Source organism: Arthrobacter sp. 4R501, assembly GCF_002929755.1.
Lineage (GTDB): Bacteria > Actinomycetota > Actinomycetes > Actinomycetales > Micrococcaceae > Arthrobacter.
Map to the genome: position 1 here is coordinate 1 of NZ_PJIW01000016.1, position 15,794 is coordinate 15,794.

Sequence of the window (15,794 nt, forward strand, 5' to 3'; positions counted from 1 at the left end):
AGTGCCCGTTCCCCGGCTGCAGCAACCACTCCCTCGACAACGAAGCAGACCACCTCCTCGCCTGGGCCCACGGCGGCACCACCGGGATCAGTAACCTCGGCCAGCCATGTCGCAAGCACCACAGACTCAGACACATCACCGGTTGGAAACCCACCACCGCCACTAAGAATGAACCGCCAAGCTGGATATCACCCACCGGACGCCACTACCAAAGCGAACACCCCGACTGGGAACCACAGACCTGGCCACCTGAGATCCTTGAAGTGACGGGCCACCAAGAACCTGTCCGTCCACTATCTGACGACTCTCTGCCCGAAAGCACCCCGCCCTCAAGCACCCTGTCCGGAAGTCTGCTCGCTGAAGATCGCTCGCCAGCGTGGGCCCAGTTGGGGTCAGCCCTCCAGGATCCGGAGCCCTCTCCGGGCTGGAGCCGGCCACGGACCTGGCGGTAATCTTTGAGCCATGTCCAACAATCCCATCCGGCATGCCATGGCCCGCATGGGCGGCCGGGATCCGCATGAGAAGCACCGGGCCGCCACCCCGCTGGAACTGTTTTTCGACCTGACCTTTGTCATTGCCTTCGGTGTGGCCGGCAGCCAGTTCGCACATGAGATTGCGGAGGCCCACTTCGGCGCCGGGCTGCTGGGATTCTCCTTCGCGATGTTCGCCGTGATCTGGGCCTGGATCAACTTCACCTGGTTCGCCAGCGCCTATGACACCGACGACTGGGTGTTCCGCGTGGTCACCATGGTCCAGCTTCTCGGGGTCCTGATCCTGGCAATGGGCATTGAGCCGATGTTCCGCTCGCTCGTGGAGGGCGACCACGTGGACAACGCCGTGATGGTGGGCGGCTACGTGATCATGCGCCTGGCCCTGGTCTTCCAGTGGCTGCGCGCGGCACGGCAGGATCCGGCACGCCGGCAGACCTGCCGGCGGTACGCGGCGTACCTTGGCGTGGTTCAGCTCGGCTGGATCGCGGTGCTCATCATTGAGGCGGATATCCTGACCACGTTCCTCGTGGCTGCGCCCCTGTTCATCCTGGAAATGGCCATACCCTACGCCGCGGAGCGCGGCATGCGGACCCCGTGGCATGCGCACCACATCGCCGAGCGCTACGGGCTGCTCGCCATCATTGCCCTTGGCGAATGCCTAATCGGGGCGATCGAAACCCTCCGTGCCATTGTGGCCCACCATGGCTGGAGCGTCGACGCGGCGCTGGTGGGATTCGGCGGAACGGCCCTCGCGTTCAGCATGTGGTGGATCTACTTCATCCTGCCCGCCGGCCCGGCCCTACATTTCCAGCGCCACCGCTCATTCTTCTTCGGCTACGGGCATATGCCCATCTTTGCGGCCATCGCCGCAACTGGCGCGGGGTTGCACGTGGCGGCCTACTATGTCGACCATGAGGCCCACATCAGCGCCGCCGTGGCCGTGGCCAGCATCGCGGTACCCGTGGCGCTGTTCAAACTCTCCCTGACCTGGCTCTTCAGCGTCATGATCTGCGTGGACCGGACGGTCCTTGCCGTGGCGGCTGGCATCGTGGTCGCGCTGGCGGGCAGCGTGGGACTTGCCGCCGCCGGGGTCTCGGTGCCGGTCTGCCTGCTGGTGGTTGTGCTGGCGCTGGGCGTGTCGATTGTCATTGATGAGAAGCGCGGCACCGAACGGATGAACGCAGCCCTGGAGCAGATGAAAGCAGGGGCCTAAGAGGCTCCGTCTCGCCGGCTGTCCGCCGTTTCCAAGGTCTCGACAGGCTCGACCACCGGGGCCGGCTCCGCGGCTGGAGCCTCGTCGTACGTCAGGTTCTCGTAATCTGTGTCGTCTTCGTCGTCGAGCCTGTCGTCCAACTCCTTCAGCAGCCAGGGATTAACCCGTGCAAGGATCTTGCGGACTTCCTCGACGTCGACGGCGGCATACAGCACCGGACGGGCATCCCGGTACTTGGTGACGGGCGGCTTGTCCGGCCACTTCGCAGCGAGAGCCCTGACGCGCTCGGGCAGGGAATTGTGGGCGTTGTCCGCGATCTTCACCAGGGCCGCGTCGTGGTCCTCGGCGATGAAGTGCATCCCCGCCTGATAGTCATCAGGATTATCGTGCAGCCGGTTGGTGACGCGTTCAATGATGTCCGCTGCCCGCTCGGAAACGCCCATGTCCAGCAGCGCCTGGCGCGTGATGGGAGTGTCCTCGGCAATGTCATGAAGGTAACCGGCAATCCGGATATCGTCGTCGAAATCTGCAAGGGCATCACCCACCGCAATCACGTGGTCACGGTAGGGCCTCTTGAGCTTGTCCTTCTGCCGGTTGTGGGCCACCTCGGCCAGGACTCGCGCCGTCTCGACAGTGAATCGCGGTTGAGGGATTTGTGCTTCAGTGAATTCGGGTGCCGACATAGCTCCAGCCTACGCGTAGGGCAGCAAGTGACCTCACGTCGGTGGGGCCGCAAGCGTCCGTTCGCTCGCTGCCTAGGGGCCGGTCCAGACCCACGGTTCCCGCGGGAGGTCCGCCGGGCGGAAGCCCGCGAGTGCGTTTTCCAGCGTCCCAGCCGGCAGCCCAAGGGACTGCAGGATGAGGTTCCGCACGTCCGCGGCGGAAACGCCGGTACGGGCGAGATCGGCCAGCGTCACGGCGCCGTCGCGCTTGGCCAGCCGGGCGCCGTCGGAATTCACCACCAGCGGCACATGCGCATATTCCGGGACAGGAATATTCAACAGTGACGCAAGATATGCCTGCCTCGGCGTGGACGGCAGCAGGTCATCGCCCCGCACCACCTGGTCGACGCCCTGTGCGGCGTCGTCCACCACGACGGCCAGGTTGTAGGCGGTCACGCCGTCGTTGCGGCGCAGGACAAAATCGTCCACCACGCCGGTGAAATCACCGTGCAACACATCCCGTACGGTGTACTCCGTCACTTCGGCGCGGAGCCGGATGGCCGCAGGCCGGGTGGAGCGTTTGAACTCCAGCTCGGCAGGATCGAGGTCCCGGCAGGTGCCCGGATACGCGCCCTGCGGCGCGTGCGGCGCGGACGGCGCCTCCTGGATTTCGCGGCGCGTGCAGAAGCATTCGTAGGTGAGGCCTGCGGCAGCCAGCCGCCCGATCGCTTCGGCGTAGACGGCGCCGCGGTCCGTCTGGCGCACGACGGCGCCGTCCCACGTCAGGCCCACGGCCTCCAGATCGCGGAGCTGCTCCGACTCCGCGCCGGCCCGCGCCCGGTCAAGGTCCTCGACGCGCAGCAGGAAGTCGCGGCCGGAGGACCGGGCGAACAGCCAGGCGAGCATCGCGGTGCGGAGGTTTCCTACATGCAGTTCGCCGGAGGGGCTGGGGGCAAAGCGGCCGGCTGGGGTCATGGACCAACCCTAGTCCGGGGCAGCACAAGAGCCCCTCAGCTACCGATGACTTCGGGGATCCGACGTCGGTGGCTCAGGGGCTCTTGCCGTGTGTGCAGAATGACCGTGGTGTGAACAAGTGTCAATCAGCGGCGTCCTCCTTGCGGGAGGCGGTGTCCAGTTGCCGGGTGGTGTGCCGGGTTCCTGTAGCCTGCGGGATTCGGCGGTAGCCTCAGCCCTTTGTTGCCACAATTTGAGCAGACGCCATACAGTTGGCACAATCGGCAAGCATTTTGTTGGTCAGTCTGACCAATAGGGACCACAAACTCCGACAGGAACTGATCAGATTGCAGCAATTGGACGCCACGGACAAGCGCATCCTCAATGCCCTGGACGAGGACCCGCGCGTCCCCATCATGGTGCTGGCCCAGCGGCTGGGCCTGGCGCGCGGGACAGTCCAGTCGCGCCTGGAGCGGATGACGGCGTCGGGCGCTCTCCGTCCCAACAGCAGCCGGGTGCTCCCCTCCGCCCTAGGCCGGGGTGTAGCGGCGGCCGTCAGCGCCGAACTGGACCAGAGCCACCTCAACGAAGCCATCGCGGCCCTGCGAGAAATCCCCGAGGTCCTCGAATGCCATGCCCCTGCCGGCGACACCGACCTGCTGATCCGCGTGGTGGCCACCAGCCCGGACGACCTCTACCGCGTGTCCGAGGAGATCAGGCTCTGCCCCGGCATTGTCCGGACGTCCACCAGCATGTTCCTGCGGGAAGTCATCCCGTACCGCACCACCGGACTGCTGCAGGACTGAGTTCCGTCTCTCCGGGCCCGCACTCGACCCCGCACGGGGAGCTCTCCCCATCGCCCTCGCGGACGCATCGCAGCTAGGCTGGCACGGGAATCCATTCGGGGGGAAACATGGCGGGAAACTTTTACGGCGGCGACGTTGCCCAGTTGCGGCAGCTCGCCAAGGACCTGGCGGGCGGCGCCAACAGGTTGAGCCTGCTCGGCCAGCAGCTCAGCAGCGCTATCGGCACAGGCGCCTGGAAGGGGCACGACGGCGAGCGCTTCCGCAGCGACTGGACGTCATCGTGTATGTTGCTGCTGAAGTCCGCAACGGCCGGGCTGGAGTCGGCCTCCAGGTCGGTGCTCGCCAACGCCGACGAGCAGGAGAAGGCCAGCGACGGTGCCGGCTCAGGCGGTGGCTCCGGGAGTGGTGGCAGCGGTTCCGGGAACGGCGCTGCCCAGGACCTGACGGACCGGCTGAACGGCATGACCCCTGAAGAACGCCAGGACTACCTCGTCAGCGAGGAATTCAGGCAGTGGGCGCTCGAAAACCCCGAGGCTGCTAAGGCCGCCATGGATGCTGCCGCCGATTCCGGGCTGATCGACAAAAGCTCCGAGGAATACGCGGATTTCCTCAGCGACTACTGGAACAACCAGGCAATGCTGGACATGGGCATCGACCCCGCCAGCTGGGACACCTCCCAAGGCACCGAACACAACTGGGAGACCATCAAAAAGGTCTACGACTTCTACGGCCAGGCGTACCTCTCCAACCCGGACCTGCAGTGGGCCGGCATGGCCAACATGATCGGCCCGTCCTTCGCGGGCGGTTTCAAGGACATGGCCATGCTGCGGGACCTCGCCCAGCAGATCGCGGACAATCCGGCTTCGGACATCCCGCTCCCCATCCTTGACCAGATCGAACAGCTGGCCGGCATGACCGACCAGGAGATCCGCTATTACGAGACCAGCATGCTGGACATGAACAAGGAGATCTTCCTGGACCAGGCCCGCCAGCACGAGGCCTACATGAACGGCGGCATCGAGGAAATCAACAGATTGCAGGACTCGGGCGCCATTGATACCGGCACCGCCGAGGAATGGGCCAAGATCGATTCCGGTGACCCGGACCTGATCCAGGAGGGCAACACCGCCCTGCTGTACCGCGAGCAGAACGAGATCATCGCGGACGATTACGACGACATGCGGAACCACCCTGGCGGAGAAGCCGTAACGTACCTGGTCACGCTGGCCGGCGAGCCGTCCATCCCGGGCGCAAAGAGCTACCCGGAAGTCTTTCCCTACACCTTCCGCGTGGAGAGCCCCGGCCCGGAAAGCGTGCCCTTCACCAACTGGGACAACCCCACCCAGTTCCGCACCGACTTCACCACCGGCTTCCCAGACGGGAACATCTCCCACGCGGACCAGCGGTGGGAGCTCATCCGGCAGGACACCCTCCCGGCCTACCAGGGCCTCCTGGCGACAGATCCGGGACGGGCAGAGCAGATTATCGGTTCTGACTTCAACGACCGCGTGGAGCAGCACCGCCCCACCAACAACATCCCCGGCATCATGGACCGCTTTGCGGATGGCTTCGGCGCGGAGGTCCACCAGTGAACACCACATGCCCCACCACCGCTCGGCGCCAGAGGCGGCGGCCCGCCGTCGTACTCCTCGCCCTTTCCGCTTGCCTCGCCCTGACGGGCTGCCAGATCAGTGGCACCACGAACGAACCGACCTCTCAAGGGAGCACCATGAGCACCTCGGAATTTTCCACCCTCGACGCTGCCGGCGTGGACCAGATCCGCAACTCCAAGACCGCGCGGCTGGACATGAGTTCGGGAAAGCTGGAAAAGGCTGCTGTACGGGTCACGGAAGACAGCTATGGGCCCGAGATCAACACCAGGGACTCGGGAAAGATCAAGCTCACCATCGTTGCTCCGAGCGGCGAGATCAGCGGGGAAACGGACCGCATCCGCTTGAACACCACGGACAAGCGGCCGGACTTCAGCGAGGTCACCTACTTCCTCACCGCCGGCTCTCCTGACGAGTATTTTGAGCTCATCCGGGACGGTGTGGCGCGGTACGGGATCGACGCCGACTCCGCCGAACGCTGGATCGCCGGTGCCCAGCGGGACCCGGAACGAAAGACCGACTTCTCCATCAAGTCGGGTACGTCAACGGGACTGGACGTGAACTACGACCTCCGGTACGACGGCGGCAAGGACACCCAGGTGATCATCGTCCACGTCCGCCCCACGGACTAAGGCAACGCAGGACGAACGCACCTCAAGGGCACACGCGCTACAGCGGCGGACCGGCGTTGGATTTGATGTTCTTCATCACCAGCGTGGACGTCAGCCGCTCAACCCCGGGCAGCGACGTGAGCTCGGCGTCGTAGAACCGCTGGTAGCCGGGCAGGTCCTCGGCGATGACCTTCAGCAGGTAGTCCGGGGAGCCGAAGAGCCGCTGCGCCTCCACGATGTTCGGATTGTCCGCCACCCGGTTCTCGAAGATCTCCATGGTGGAACGGTCCACCTGGCGCAAAGTGACAAACACAATGGCCTCGAAACCCAGCCCGACGGCGGCCGGATCGATGTCCGCCTTGTAGCCGCGGATCACCCCCGACGCCTCCAGGTCCCGGAGCCTCCGGTGGCATGGCGCCACCGTAAGCCCGACCTTCGCGGCCAGCGCCGTGGCGGTCATCCGGCCATCTTCTTTGAGGTGGCGCAAAATACTTCTGTCAATGTGGTCAATCACGCAAATATCTTACCAATTCGGACTCAAACCGGGCGAAAAGGGTAAGCACTTATGGCCCGAAACTTCATAAGGTTTGTCCTATACCCATCGGACAGGAGCCCGCCATGAATCCCCAGCTGTTTTTCGCCTTTGTGCTGGTGGCTGTAGCCCTCGCCTGCACCCCCGGCGTGGACTGGGCGTACTCCATCACGGCCGGTCTGCGGCAGCGCAGCTTCGTCCCGGCCGTGGCCGGACTTTGCGGCGGCTACGTCCTGCATACGCTGCTGATGGTGGCAGGCCTCGCGGCCCTGCTGTCCGGCCTGCCGGGCGTCCTGGGTTGGCTTACGGTGGCGGGCGCGGGCTACCTGCTGTGGCTGGGCATCAGCACCCTCCGCTCCTGGCGCGGGGCCTCCTTCAGCGCGGCAGACGCCGTCGGGAAGCCCGCCAACCAGCTCCGCACGTTCCTTCAGGGCATGGGCACCAGCGGCATCAATCCCAAGGGGCTGCTGTTCTATGTGGCGCTGGTGCCGCAGTTCGTCAGCCCGGAGGCCTCCCTCCCGGTCCCCGTCCAGTCCGGCCTGCTGGGCCTGACGTTTGTCCTGTTGGCCGGGACCGTTTACACCTGTGTGGCGCTGCTGGCCCGCAAGCTCCTGCAGTCCCGGCCTGGCGCCGCGCGGACAGTCACCCTGGCCAGCGGCATCATCATGGTTGCCCTCGGCGTGGTGCTCCTCTCAGAGCAGCTGGTTCCGCTGGTTGCAGGGCTCACGCAGCAAGCCTAGGCCTTGCGCTCCATAAACCATTCCGTGAACTCCGACGCCCGTCCGTCCGGTTCAAGGCGGATGACCCACAGGTTGTCGTAGCTGGGACCATCACCAAGGTAGTCCGTGAAACCCTGCACAAAGGCCAGCCCGCCGTCGGTCCCCAGCCCGCTATCCGCCCCCAACAGCGTCCAGTCAAAGGTCCAGTTCCCGGGGTCGTCCCGCGCCTCCAGCCAGCGGTCCACGATCTGCTCGCGGCCCCGCCATGCGTCGGCATCATGCGGCCGGGTGGCGTAAACGGCTTCCTCGGTGAACAGCGCCCTGATGTCCTCCGGGTCGTTGGAAGTCCACGCCGCGATGTACTTTTCCATCCAGGACCGCACTGCGTCGCTCATGCCTCCGTTGTACTCCGGGGCGGCCTGGTCCACAAGGCAAGTCCCTAGGGCCGCCCGCGCCCGAAGCCTATTTCCCGTCCAGGTTTTCCCACTCCTGCTCCCACAGCCGGCGCTCGTCAATGTCCTTGCGGATGACTTCGAATGTTTCCAGCTCCGCCGGCCGGCCGCGGAGCCAGTCCCGCGGGTTGAGGGATTTGCGGCCGTTGTCGAGCACCAGCAGGGCACGGTCGGTGAGGGCGTCGTTGCGGAGCACCACGTCTGTTTTCCGACGGCGGAGCACCTCCTTCAGGGCTTCGTGCGCCTTTGCGTGGGCGCCGAGCCGCCGGAGCGCGCGCCCGCGGAGCAGCAGCAGGGCCGCCGAGAGGTCGTCGGAGTTCAGCAGCCCCTCGGTCCAGATCACCACTTCCTTGTCGCGTCCCAGCGCGAACGCCAGTGCGCAGCGGGCCAAGGCTGAAGGCAACGACGGCGGCAGCCCGGCCACCGTCTGCAGCGCGGCTTCCAGCTGGCCCGTCTCCCGCAGGGAGTGCGACAGGGCCAGGAAGACCGATTCCTGGCTGAACAGCACGGGGACTTCGATGCGCTCGGCAACCTCCACCCGGGTGACCACGCGCGTGAGATAAGTGGCCGCATACTGGTTGGCGTCGTCGTCGTTCCTGATGGACAGGCCGCGCTGGAGGAGTTCGGATGCGCGCAGGTAGCCGCCGTGCTGGTACGCCAGGAGGCCGGCCATAACGGAGCAGAGCCCCGCCCAGCCCGGATACATGCGGCCTACGGCGATGAGCCGCTCCGGTTCCCTGCTGGTGAAGATGGCATCGTGGACTGCTTTGGGCGCTTTGCCCGGCATCCGCTTGAGCCTGGGAACCTCGCCGTCCACGGCAATCAGCGCGGCATCCCGGCCACCCAGCACACCATGGATCAGGCCGCCCACACTGCCGGCGAGTTCCCGGACAGGGGTCTGCAGGTGGGCGTTCCCGAACGGCGTCAGGTCACGCGCGTCCCGGTAGATCGGTCCTCTGGCATCCCCCGCGGTCATCTCTCCATGCTACGTGGCAGACCTCCGTGCGCAGCCTACGTGGCCGCCGCGACCCAGAGCCCGATCACCCAGGTGCTGGCCGCCAGGCACGCGAGCCCGAACTCGGCCAGCATGCCCAGCCCGGTGGCTTTCAGGGCGGCCCAGCTGGTGGTGGTTGCAGTGCCGAAGTTCCGAGTGCGTAGGAACTCGCTGAGCAGCAGTCCCACGGCGAAACCCACAAAAAGCCCCACCACCGGGATGACGAACATGCCGGCCACACCCGCTGCCAGGCCAATCACCACACTGCGGTTGGGAATGCTGTGCTCCCTGAGCTTTCGTCCGGTCAGCACGGCGCTGGCAGCCATACCGGCCAGCACAAACACCATTCCCACCGCGAAGACCACCCAGCCCGTGGCCCCGGCACCGCCCCAGATGGCCCACGCCAGCAGGCTGAGCCCGATCAGGAAGCTGCCGGGCAGGACCGGGATGATGGTGCCGGCCACCCCCACCAGGATCGCCAGACCGCACAGGATGCTCACCACGGTTTCGGAGTTCATGAGCCCCAGTTTAGGGCGGCACGGCGGTCAGCTTCGCCGCTTAACGCCCGACGGCGGCGCGTCCCCTGCTCGGGGAGGCACCGCCGTCGGGCGTGTGGCAGTGTGTGGCTGCGGAGGTTACTCGGCTTCCACGGCGGCGGCTACGGCGGCCGTCACTGCCGGGGCAACGCGCGGATCCAGCGGGCTGGGCACGATGTAGTCCACCGAAAGGTCAGCTTCCGCGAGTTCGGCAATGGCGCGGGCCGCGGCGAGCTTCATGGCGGGCGTGATCCGGCGGGCGCCGGCGTCCAGCGCGCCGCGGAAGATTCCGGGGAAGGCCAGGACGTTGTTGATCTGGTTGGGGAAGTCGCTGCGGCCGGTGGCCACCACGGCGGCGTACTTGGCGGCTACCTCGGGCAGGACTTCGGGGTCCGGGTTGGAGAGGGCGAACACGATGGAGCTGGCGTTCATCAGCTTCAGATGCGCCTCGTCCAGCTTCGAGGAGGAAACCCCGATGAACACGTCGGCGCCGAGCAGCGCTTCGCCGGGGCCGCCCGTGACGCTGCGGGGGTTGCTGCGCTGCGCCATCTGGGACTTCTTGCTCTGCGGGTCGGCGGCGATGTCCGCCCGCTCGCGGTTGATGACGCCCTTGGAGTCGAGCAGGACTACATCCGTGATGCCGGCGGCGAGCAGGATTTCGGCGACGGCGATGCCTGCGGCTCCGGCGCCCGAAACCACCACGCGGAGGTCAGCGAGTTCGCGGCCGGTGACCTTGGCGGCGTTCGTCAGGGCGGCGAGGGCCACCACCGCAGTGCCGTGCTGGTCATCGTGCATGACCGGGCAGTCCAGTGCTTCGATGAGCTTCTCTTCGAGCTCGAAACAACGCGGCGCCGAGATGTCCTCGAGGTTGACCGCGCCGAAGCTGGGGCGGAGACGGACCAGGGTTTCCACGATCTCGTCAACGTCCGTGGTGTTCAGGACCAGGGGAATGGAATCCAGCTCGCCGAAGGTCTTGAACAGGGCGGACTTGCCCTCCATCACGGGTAATGAAGCGGCGGCGCCGATGTTGCCCAGGCCCAGCACCGCGGTGCCGTCGCTGACCACAACCACCAGGCGCTGCGCCCAGGTGAGGGTCTTGGCGAGTTCCGGGTTGTTGTGGATGGCGCGGCTGACCTCGGCGACACCGGGGGTGTAGGCGATGGAAAGGTCGCGCTTGTTGGACAGCGGGACCGTGCTGGTCACCGAGAGCTTCCCGCCCTGATGGGCGTCGAAGATCTCGGCCTCGGTCAGGGCAGTGGCTGCTGAATTGTCTGTAGGTGCGATTACGTCAATGGACACGTCGTTGTCTCCTGGGGCTAGCCGTGGGCGCACGGCGCAGAATGGCTCAAGCACAGGGAGGCTCAAGGTGGAATTCGTTGCTTCTTGGGCCCAGAGGTGGCGGGCCCGGTGTGAAGCCCTTGCAGATGCGGGTTGCCAGCCACTCCGGTCCTTCAATACTAAGCAGCGCTCACGCCCCGGAAAGTGCATTCGTTGGCTTTCACGCGTGCCAAATCGTTTAATCAGGCACTTTTGTGAGCCACGTCACCGCATAAAGACGTCTTTATTGGCTCACCGGTCTAGACCAGTTACGCCGATCGGTGGGCCGCACGGGCCCCGGCAGCCACCGGAGCAAGCAGCGTGCAGGCCTTTTTGAGGTCCTCTTCGGCCTCAAACAGCGAAAGCCGGCGGTTGCGGACGGACTGGACCAGACCAGTGACGGTCAGCAGGAGCACCCGGGCCGCCACGTCGTCGTCGGAGGCGGTGGCCACCGCCGCTTCGCTCAGCGCATCGATTTCATGCAGGAGTGCCGTGGTGTCCTTCTCCTTGAGGTAGACGCAGCGGCTCAGGCACTGCTCGACGGCCGGCTGCATCACCCTCATATGGAAAATCTCCATGACCACGCCGGTGAGGGCCCGGCCGCCGAAGCTGGCCGCTGACGTGCGGGCCCGGCCTTGAAGCTCGTCCAGCTGCTGGCGGTAGAGGGACAGCATCAGGTGTTTGGCGGTGGGGAAATAACGGTAGACGGTTCCCAGCGGCACGCCGGACTTTTCCGAAATTTCCGCTAGGTCCACGGACTCCAGCCCCTTGCGGGCAAACCCTGCGGCAGATTCAAGGACGCGCGCGTAGCGCAGCCGCTGGCGCGGCGTGGAGGGCCGGGCCGCCATGGACGGATGGGCTGAAAGGGTCTCGGGCATCAGGATTCCGGGGTTGTGTTCTTATGGTGCAGCGGCAGGGAGCGTCCCCATCCCGTGTGCCTGCAGTCCGCCTCAACTATACGCGGCACAGGCAAAAGCCGGAATCAGTCGACCCCTCGGATCTTGACCACGAACACAGCGCCCAGCAGGCCGATGACGGCGGCCGTGGTGAACAACGTGACGTACCCTCCCAGGAACTGCAGGGAGAGGAAGGCGATCAGCGGGGCGAACACCTGCGGCAGCGAGTTGGCCACGTTGATGACCCCCATGTCCTTGCCCCGGTCAGCAGCCTTCGGGAGCACCTGTGTGAGCAGCGCGAAGTCCACCGCCAGGTAGGCGCCGAATCCGATGCCCAGCACCCCGGCCCCCACCAGAGCCCCCGGCCACACCGGAAAGAACGCCATGATCAGTCCGGCGACGGCGATCGTGGCGGACGAGCCGATCACAAACGGCTTGCGTTTGCCCACCCGGTCACTCCACGGTCCGGCCAACACCGCGGTGATCATGACCATCACGGCATAAATTCCCGTGAGGATCAGGACGCCCAGCGCCGGGTCCTCGTGCTTGATGACGTCCCGCAGGAAAAAGAGCAGGTAAACGATGGTGAGCTGGTTGCCCACGTTGACCAGGAAGCGGGTGAGCCAGGCCCAGCCAAAGTCAGGGTGGCGGGCGGGGCTGATCCAGAAACCGCGCAGGAATCCGGCCCAGGTGAACGGCGGCCGGGCCTCCCGCGGGAGCGGCGGATCATTCCGGTGGAAGAGATACGGCAGGACGGAGAACAGCAGGGCGGCCGCACACATGGTGTACCCCACCATGAAATTTCCCGAGACCACCGCGCCGAAAACCGCGCCGAGCAGGATTCCCAGGGTCTGGCCCATGGCTGCCAGCCCGCCCACTCCGCCGCGCTGCAGGACCGGCACACGGTCCGGGACGGCGGCGGTGATGGCCGCGTAGGCAGCATTGGCGCCAAGCTGGACCAGGCACCAGAAGAGGACCATGAGGGCCACGGCCGTGGCTCCGGACATCGCCAGCAACGCAGCCGTGGCCAGGACGGCGCCGGCCAGGACCCACGGGGCACGCCGGCCGAAGCCTGAGACGGTCCGGTCGGACAGGGCCCCAAACAGCGGGTTGGCCACCAGCGAGACGGCGGCGCCACAACCCGTCACCAGGGACAGGATGGCTTCCTTGTTGAGGGCGTCAATGCTGATGGCCTGCTGGCCGATGAACACATTGATGGGGCCGAAGAAGGCGGCGTTGATGCCGACGTTGACCAGCACCAGCCCGGTCACCCAGCGCGCGGTGACCTTCTGCGTCGGCTCGGCGAGCGCCGCCGTCGGGCTTTCCGATCCCGCCCCGGGAACCGACGCAGCGCTGGGATCCGGTGCTGCGGGTGTGTCGGACAGGCTCATGCTGGTTCCCCCTGGAACGGTTGGTGATTCTGAAAATCAGACTATCGTGGGCTGCATCGCCCCGCTTGTCATACGGCGCTTGCCTGTGTGGCGATGGACAGCACGCAGCCCCCACGACACTGAACACCTGGAGATCCAATGACCGCATCTGCCGGCAACACCAAGAGCCCCGTCAACACCGCCGATCTGTACGATGAGCGCGGCGAGGACCTGGCGTCCGTTTCACTCCAGTTCCAGTCCCTCGGCGGCCGTTCACACTTCAGCGGCCCGGTGCGGACCATCCGCTGCTTCCAGGACAACGCCCTGGTCAAGTCCACCCTGGCCACCCCCGGCAACGGAGCCGTGCTGGTGGTGGACGGCGGCGGTTCGCTGGGCTCAGCCCTGATGGGGGACATGATCGCCGAGAGCGCCGTGGCGAACGGCTGGGCCGGCGTCGTAATTAACGGCGCCATCCGCGACCGCGAGGCGATCGCCCAACTGGATCTGGGCGTCAAGGCGCTGGGCAGCAACCCGCGCAAGAGCGCCAAGGCCGGCGCCGGTGAGGTTGACGTGGATGTAGTGCTCGACGGCGTGACCTTCCGTCCCGGCGTCACCGTCTGGTGCGATCCCGACGGCATCCTCGTGGAGCGCTGATCTGGGTCTCCAGCTTCGGGAGTCCGCGGCAGGAGCGGCGGTTCCGGAAGAATATCTGGCAGCGGGAATGAAACGCGAACTAACATAGTTACTGAAAGCAACTATCGAGCGCGATCCCTCATTCTTTCCTGGAGAAGCCATGTCCAAAACAACCGCTGTGCGTGCCGCCGGCGAAATCCTGACACAGCGTCAGATCGTCACCGTGATGGTGGGGCTCATGCTGGGCATGTTCCTGGCATCCCTGGACCAGACCATCGTGTCCACCTCCATCTACACCATCGCCAATGACCTGGACGGGCTGTCCCTCCAGGCGTGGGCCACCACCGCCTACCTCATCACCTCCACCGTCAGCACGCCGCTGTACGGCAAACTGAGCGATATCTTCGGCCGCCGCCCGCTGTACCTGATCGCCATCGTCATCTTCCTGGTCGGCTCGCTCTACGCCGGCTCAGTGCACTCCATGACCGAGCTGGCCATCGCCCGCGGTGTCCAGGGCCTGGGCGCCGGCGGCCTGCTGGCCCTCGCGCTGACCATCATCGGCGACATCGTGTCCCTGAAGGACCGTTCCAAATACCAGGGCTACTTTATGTCGGTGTTCGGCATCTCCTCCGTGCTCGGCCCGGTGGTGGGCGGTGCGTTCGCAGGGTCGGCCAACATCCTGGGCTTTGACGGCTGGCGCTGGGTGTTCTTCATCAACTTGCCCATCGGCTTGGCGGCCCTGGCCGTGGTGTTTATGTTCCTGCACCTGCCGGCCAAGCACGTGAAGCAGAAGATCGACTACTTCGGCGCAGCCGCCATCACGCTCGCCATCGTCCCGCTGCTGCTGGTGGCGGAACAGGGCCGCAGCTGGGGCTTTATGTCGCTGAACTCCTTCCTCTGCTACGGCCTGGGCTCGGTGGGCATCATGTGGTTCCTGCTGGCCGAAAAACGCGCCGGAGACTACGCCCTGATCCCGCTCCGGCTCTTCCGGAACGCTACTTTTGGCCTGTCCTCGCTGCTGAACTTCATCATCGGCATCGGCATGTTCGGCGCCATCGCCATGCTGCCCATGTACCTGCAGCTGGTCAAGGGGCTGACGCCCACTGAAGCCGGCCTGATGATGATCACCTTCACCCTCGGCATCCTGACTGGTTCCATCACCGCGGGCCGCACCATTTCGGCGTCGGGCACGTACCGGATCTTCCCCATCGTGGGTACGGGCATTCTCACCACCGCCGCGCTGGTCATGGGACTGTCCCTGGGCGTGGACACGGGCCTTTGGGTTCCCGGCGTGATCGCCGTGTTCTTCGGCATGGGGCTGGGTTTCTGCATGCAGCCGCTCACCCTGGCCATGCAGGTCTCCGTGCCCCCGAAGGACATGGGCGTGGGCACCTCCTCCGCGGCGTTCTTCCGGTCCATGGGCGGCGCGGTGGGCACGGCCGTGTTCATCTCCATGCTGTTCAGCCTGGCCGCGAGCCGGATCGCCGAAACGATGAAGTCAGCCATGTCCAGTGCCGACTACCAGGCCGTCCTGCGCGACCCGGCCGTGGCAGCGGACCCCGCCAACGCCAAGCTGTACGAGTTCTTCCAGAACGGGGCATCGAACGAATCGCTCAATGACACGAGCTGGCTCCACTCCGCCAACAGCGTGCTCACCCGGCCCATTACGGAGGGCTTCGCGTACGCGATCGACACCGTGATGATCACCGCTGCTGTCCTCACCGGGATCGCGTTCCTGATCAGCTTCGCCCTGCCGAACAAGAAGCTGACGGACCCGAAGTTGGCCCCGCAGGGAAACGCAGCTGCGGTGGCGGCGCACTAAGCCGCCTCCCCTGAAACAGACAGACGACGACGGCGGCACACCCCGCCGTCGTCGTCTTTCTGTTTCGGCGGGCACTGGTCCGAAGTGGAACGGCGGGCGGTGACGTGCCACACTGTTTAGCGCGTGTGCGCCGGCCTGTGAGCCGGTACCGCAGCCGACGACGTCCGCACTCGCAT

17 protein-coding genes are annotated in these 15,794 nt (G+C 65.8%); 8 read left to right on the forward strand and 9 right to left on the reverse strand.

The window, feature by feature from the left end:
- Nucleotides 1-452 (forward strand): HNH endonuclease signature motif containing protein (locus CXR02_RS23030; protein ID WP_258061023.1); only part of this gene is annotated, 452 nt, incomplete at its 5' end.
- A 10-nt stretch (nt 453-462) separates the two neighbouring features.
- A complete protein-coding gene (locus CXR02_RS15775; RefSeq protein WP_104062851.1) occupies nt 463-1,704 on the forward strand; it encodes a low temperature requirement protein A in 1,242 nt (413 codons plus the stop codon).
- Here the strand turns inward: CXR02_RS15775 and CXR02_RS15780 are convergent.
- Entirely contained in the window at nt 1,701-2,387 is a 687-nt protein-coding gene (locus CXR02_RS15780; RefSeq protein ID WP_258061025.1) for a phosphohydrolase, read from the reverse strand. The two genes, CXR02_RS15775 and CXR02_RS15780, sit on opposite strands and share 4 nt — an antisense overlap.
- A gap of 72 nt (nt 2,388-2,459) precedes the next feature.
- Nucleotides 2,460-3,341 carry a tRNA glutamyl-Q(34) synthetase GluQRS gene (gluQRS, locus tag CXR02_RS15785; RefSeq protein WP_104062852.1) on the reverse strand — a complete coding sequence of 294 codons (882 nt, stop codon included), beginning with the start codon at nt 3,339-3,341 and terminating at the stop codon, nt 2,460-2,462.
- Nucleotides 3,342-3,667: 326 nt separating this feature from the next.
- Here gluQRS and CXR02_RS15790 point away from each other — a divergent pair, with 326 nt between their 5' ends.
- From CXR02_RS15790 to CXR02_RS15800, 3 genes are all read left to right on the forward strand, one after another.
- Nucleotides 3,668-4,126, forward strand: a complete 459-nt coding sequence (locus tag CXR02_RS15790; protein WP_181037261.1) for an Lrp/AsnC family transcriptional regulator — start codon at nt 3,668-3,670, stop codon at nt 4,124-4,126.
- Nucleotides 4,127-4,233: 107 nt separating this feature from the next.
- Nucleotides 4,234-5,718 carry a WXG100 family type VII secretion target gene (locus CXR02_RS15795; protein ID WP_104062853.1) on the forward strand — a complete coding sequence of 495 codons (1,485 nt, stop codon included), beginning with the start codon at nt 4,234-4,236 and terminating at the stop codon, nt 5,716-5,718.
- 137 nt (nt 5,719-5,855) lie between these two features.
- On the forward strand, nt 5,856-6,368 hold the full coding sequence (locus CXR02_RS15800; RefSeq protein ID WP_308470696.1) for a hypothetical protein: 513 nt from the start codon (nt 5,856-5,858) through the stop codon (nt 6,366-6,368).
- Between the two features lie 37 nt (nt 6,369-6,405).
- Here CXR02_RS15800 and CXR02_RS15805 read toward each other — a convergent pair whose 3' ends face one another.
- Nucleotides 6,406-6,861, reverse strand: a complete 456-nt coding sequence (locus CXR02_RS15805) for an Lrp/AsnC family transcriptional regulator (protein ID WP_104062855.1) — start codon at nt 6,859-6,861, stop codon at nt 6,406-6,408.
- Nucleotides 6,862-6,965: 104 nt separating this feature from the next.
- On the opposite strand from CXR02_RS15805, the gene CXR02_RS15810 reads away from it, so the two are divergent.
- Entirely contained in the window at nt 6,966-7,619 is a 654-nt protein-coding gene (locus CXR02_RS15810) for a LysE family translocator (protein WP_104062856.1), read from the forward strand.
- Here the strand turns inward: CXR02_RS15810 and CXR02_RS15815 are convergent.
- The 6 genes from CXR02_RS15815 to CXR02_RS15840 all read right to left on the reverse strand — a co-directional run bounded on the left by CXR02_RS15815 (nt 7,616) and on the right by CXR02_RS15840 (nt 13,184).
- Nucleotides 7,616-7,993 carry a nuclear transport factor 2 family protein gene (locus CXR02_RS15815; protein WP_104062940.1) on the reverse strand — a complete coding sequence of 126 codons (378 nt, stop codon included), beginning with the start codon at nt 7,991-7,993 and terminating at the stop codon, nt 7,616-7,618. The two genes, CXR02_RS15810 and CXR02_RS15815, sit on opposite strands and share 4 nt — an antisense overlap.
- A gap of 67 nt (nt 7,994-8,060) precedes the next feature.
- Entirely contained in the window at nt 8,061-9,026 is a 966-nt protein-coding gene (locus tag CXR02_RS15820) for a hypothetical protein (RefSeq protein ID WP_104062857.1), read from the reverse strand.
- A 35-nt stretch (nt 9,027-9,061) separates the two neighbouring features.
- Complete coding sequence (locus tag CXR02_RS15825; protein WP_104062858.1) at nt 9,062-9,562, reverse strand: DUF456 domain-containing protein; 501 nt, start codon at nt 9,560-9,562, stop codon at nt 9,062-9,064.
- A 117-nt stretch (nt 9,563-9,679) separates the two neighbouring features.
- Nucleotides 9,680-10,879 carry an NADP-dependent malic enzyme gene (locus CXR02_RS15830; RefSeq protein WP_104062859.1) on the reverse strand — a complete coding sequence of 400 codons (1,200 nt, stop codon included), beginning with the start codon at nt 10,877-10,879 and terminating at the stop codon, nt 9,680-9,682.
- A 287-nt stretch (nt 10,880-11,166) separates the two neighbouring features.
- The gene (locus CXR02_RS15835) at nt 11,167-11,775 is read right to left on the reverse strand and encodes a TetR/AcrR family transcriptional regulator (protein WP_104062860.1); all 609 of its coding nucleotides are present in this window, start codon (nt 11,773-11,775) and stop codon (nt 11,167-11,169) included.
- 104 nt (nt 11,776-11,879) lie between these two features.
- Nucleotides 11,880-13,184, reverse strand: coding sequence for an MFS transporter (locus CXR02_RS15840; protein ID WP_104062861.1), 1,305 nt, complete (start codon nt 13,182-13,184; stop codon nt 11,880-11,882).
- Between the two features lie 138 nt (nt 13,185-13,322).
- Here CXR02_RS15840 and rraA point away from each other — a divergent pair, with 138 nt between their 5' ends.
- Entirely contained in the window at nt 13,323-13,817 is a 495-nt protein-coding gene (rraA, locus tag CXR02_RS15845; protein WP_104062862.1) for a ribonuclease E activity regulator RraA, read from the forward strand.
- A 139-nt stretch (nt 13,818-13,956) separates the two neighbouring features.
- Complete coding sequence (locus CXR02_RS15850; protein ID WP_104062863.1) at nt 13,957-15,618, forward strand: MDR family MFS transporter; 1,662 nt, start codon at nt 13,957-13,959, stop codon at nt 15,616-15,618.
- Nucleotides 15,619-15,794: the final 176 nt, after the last annotated feature.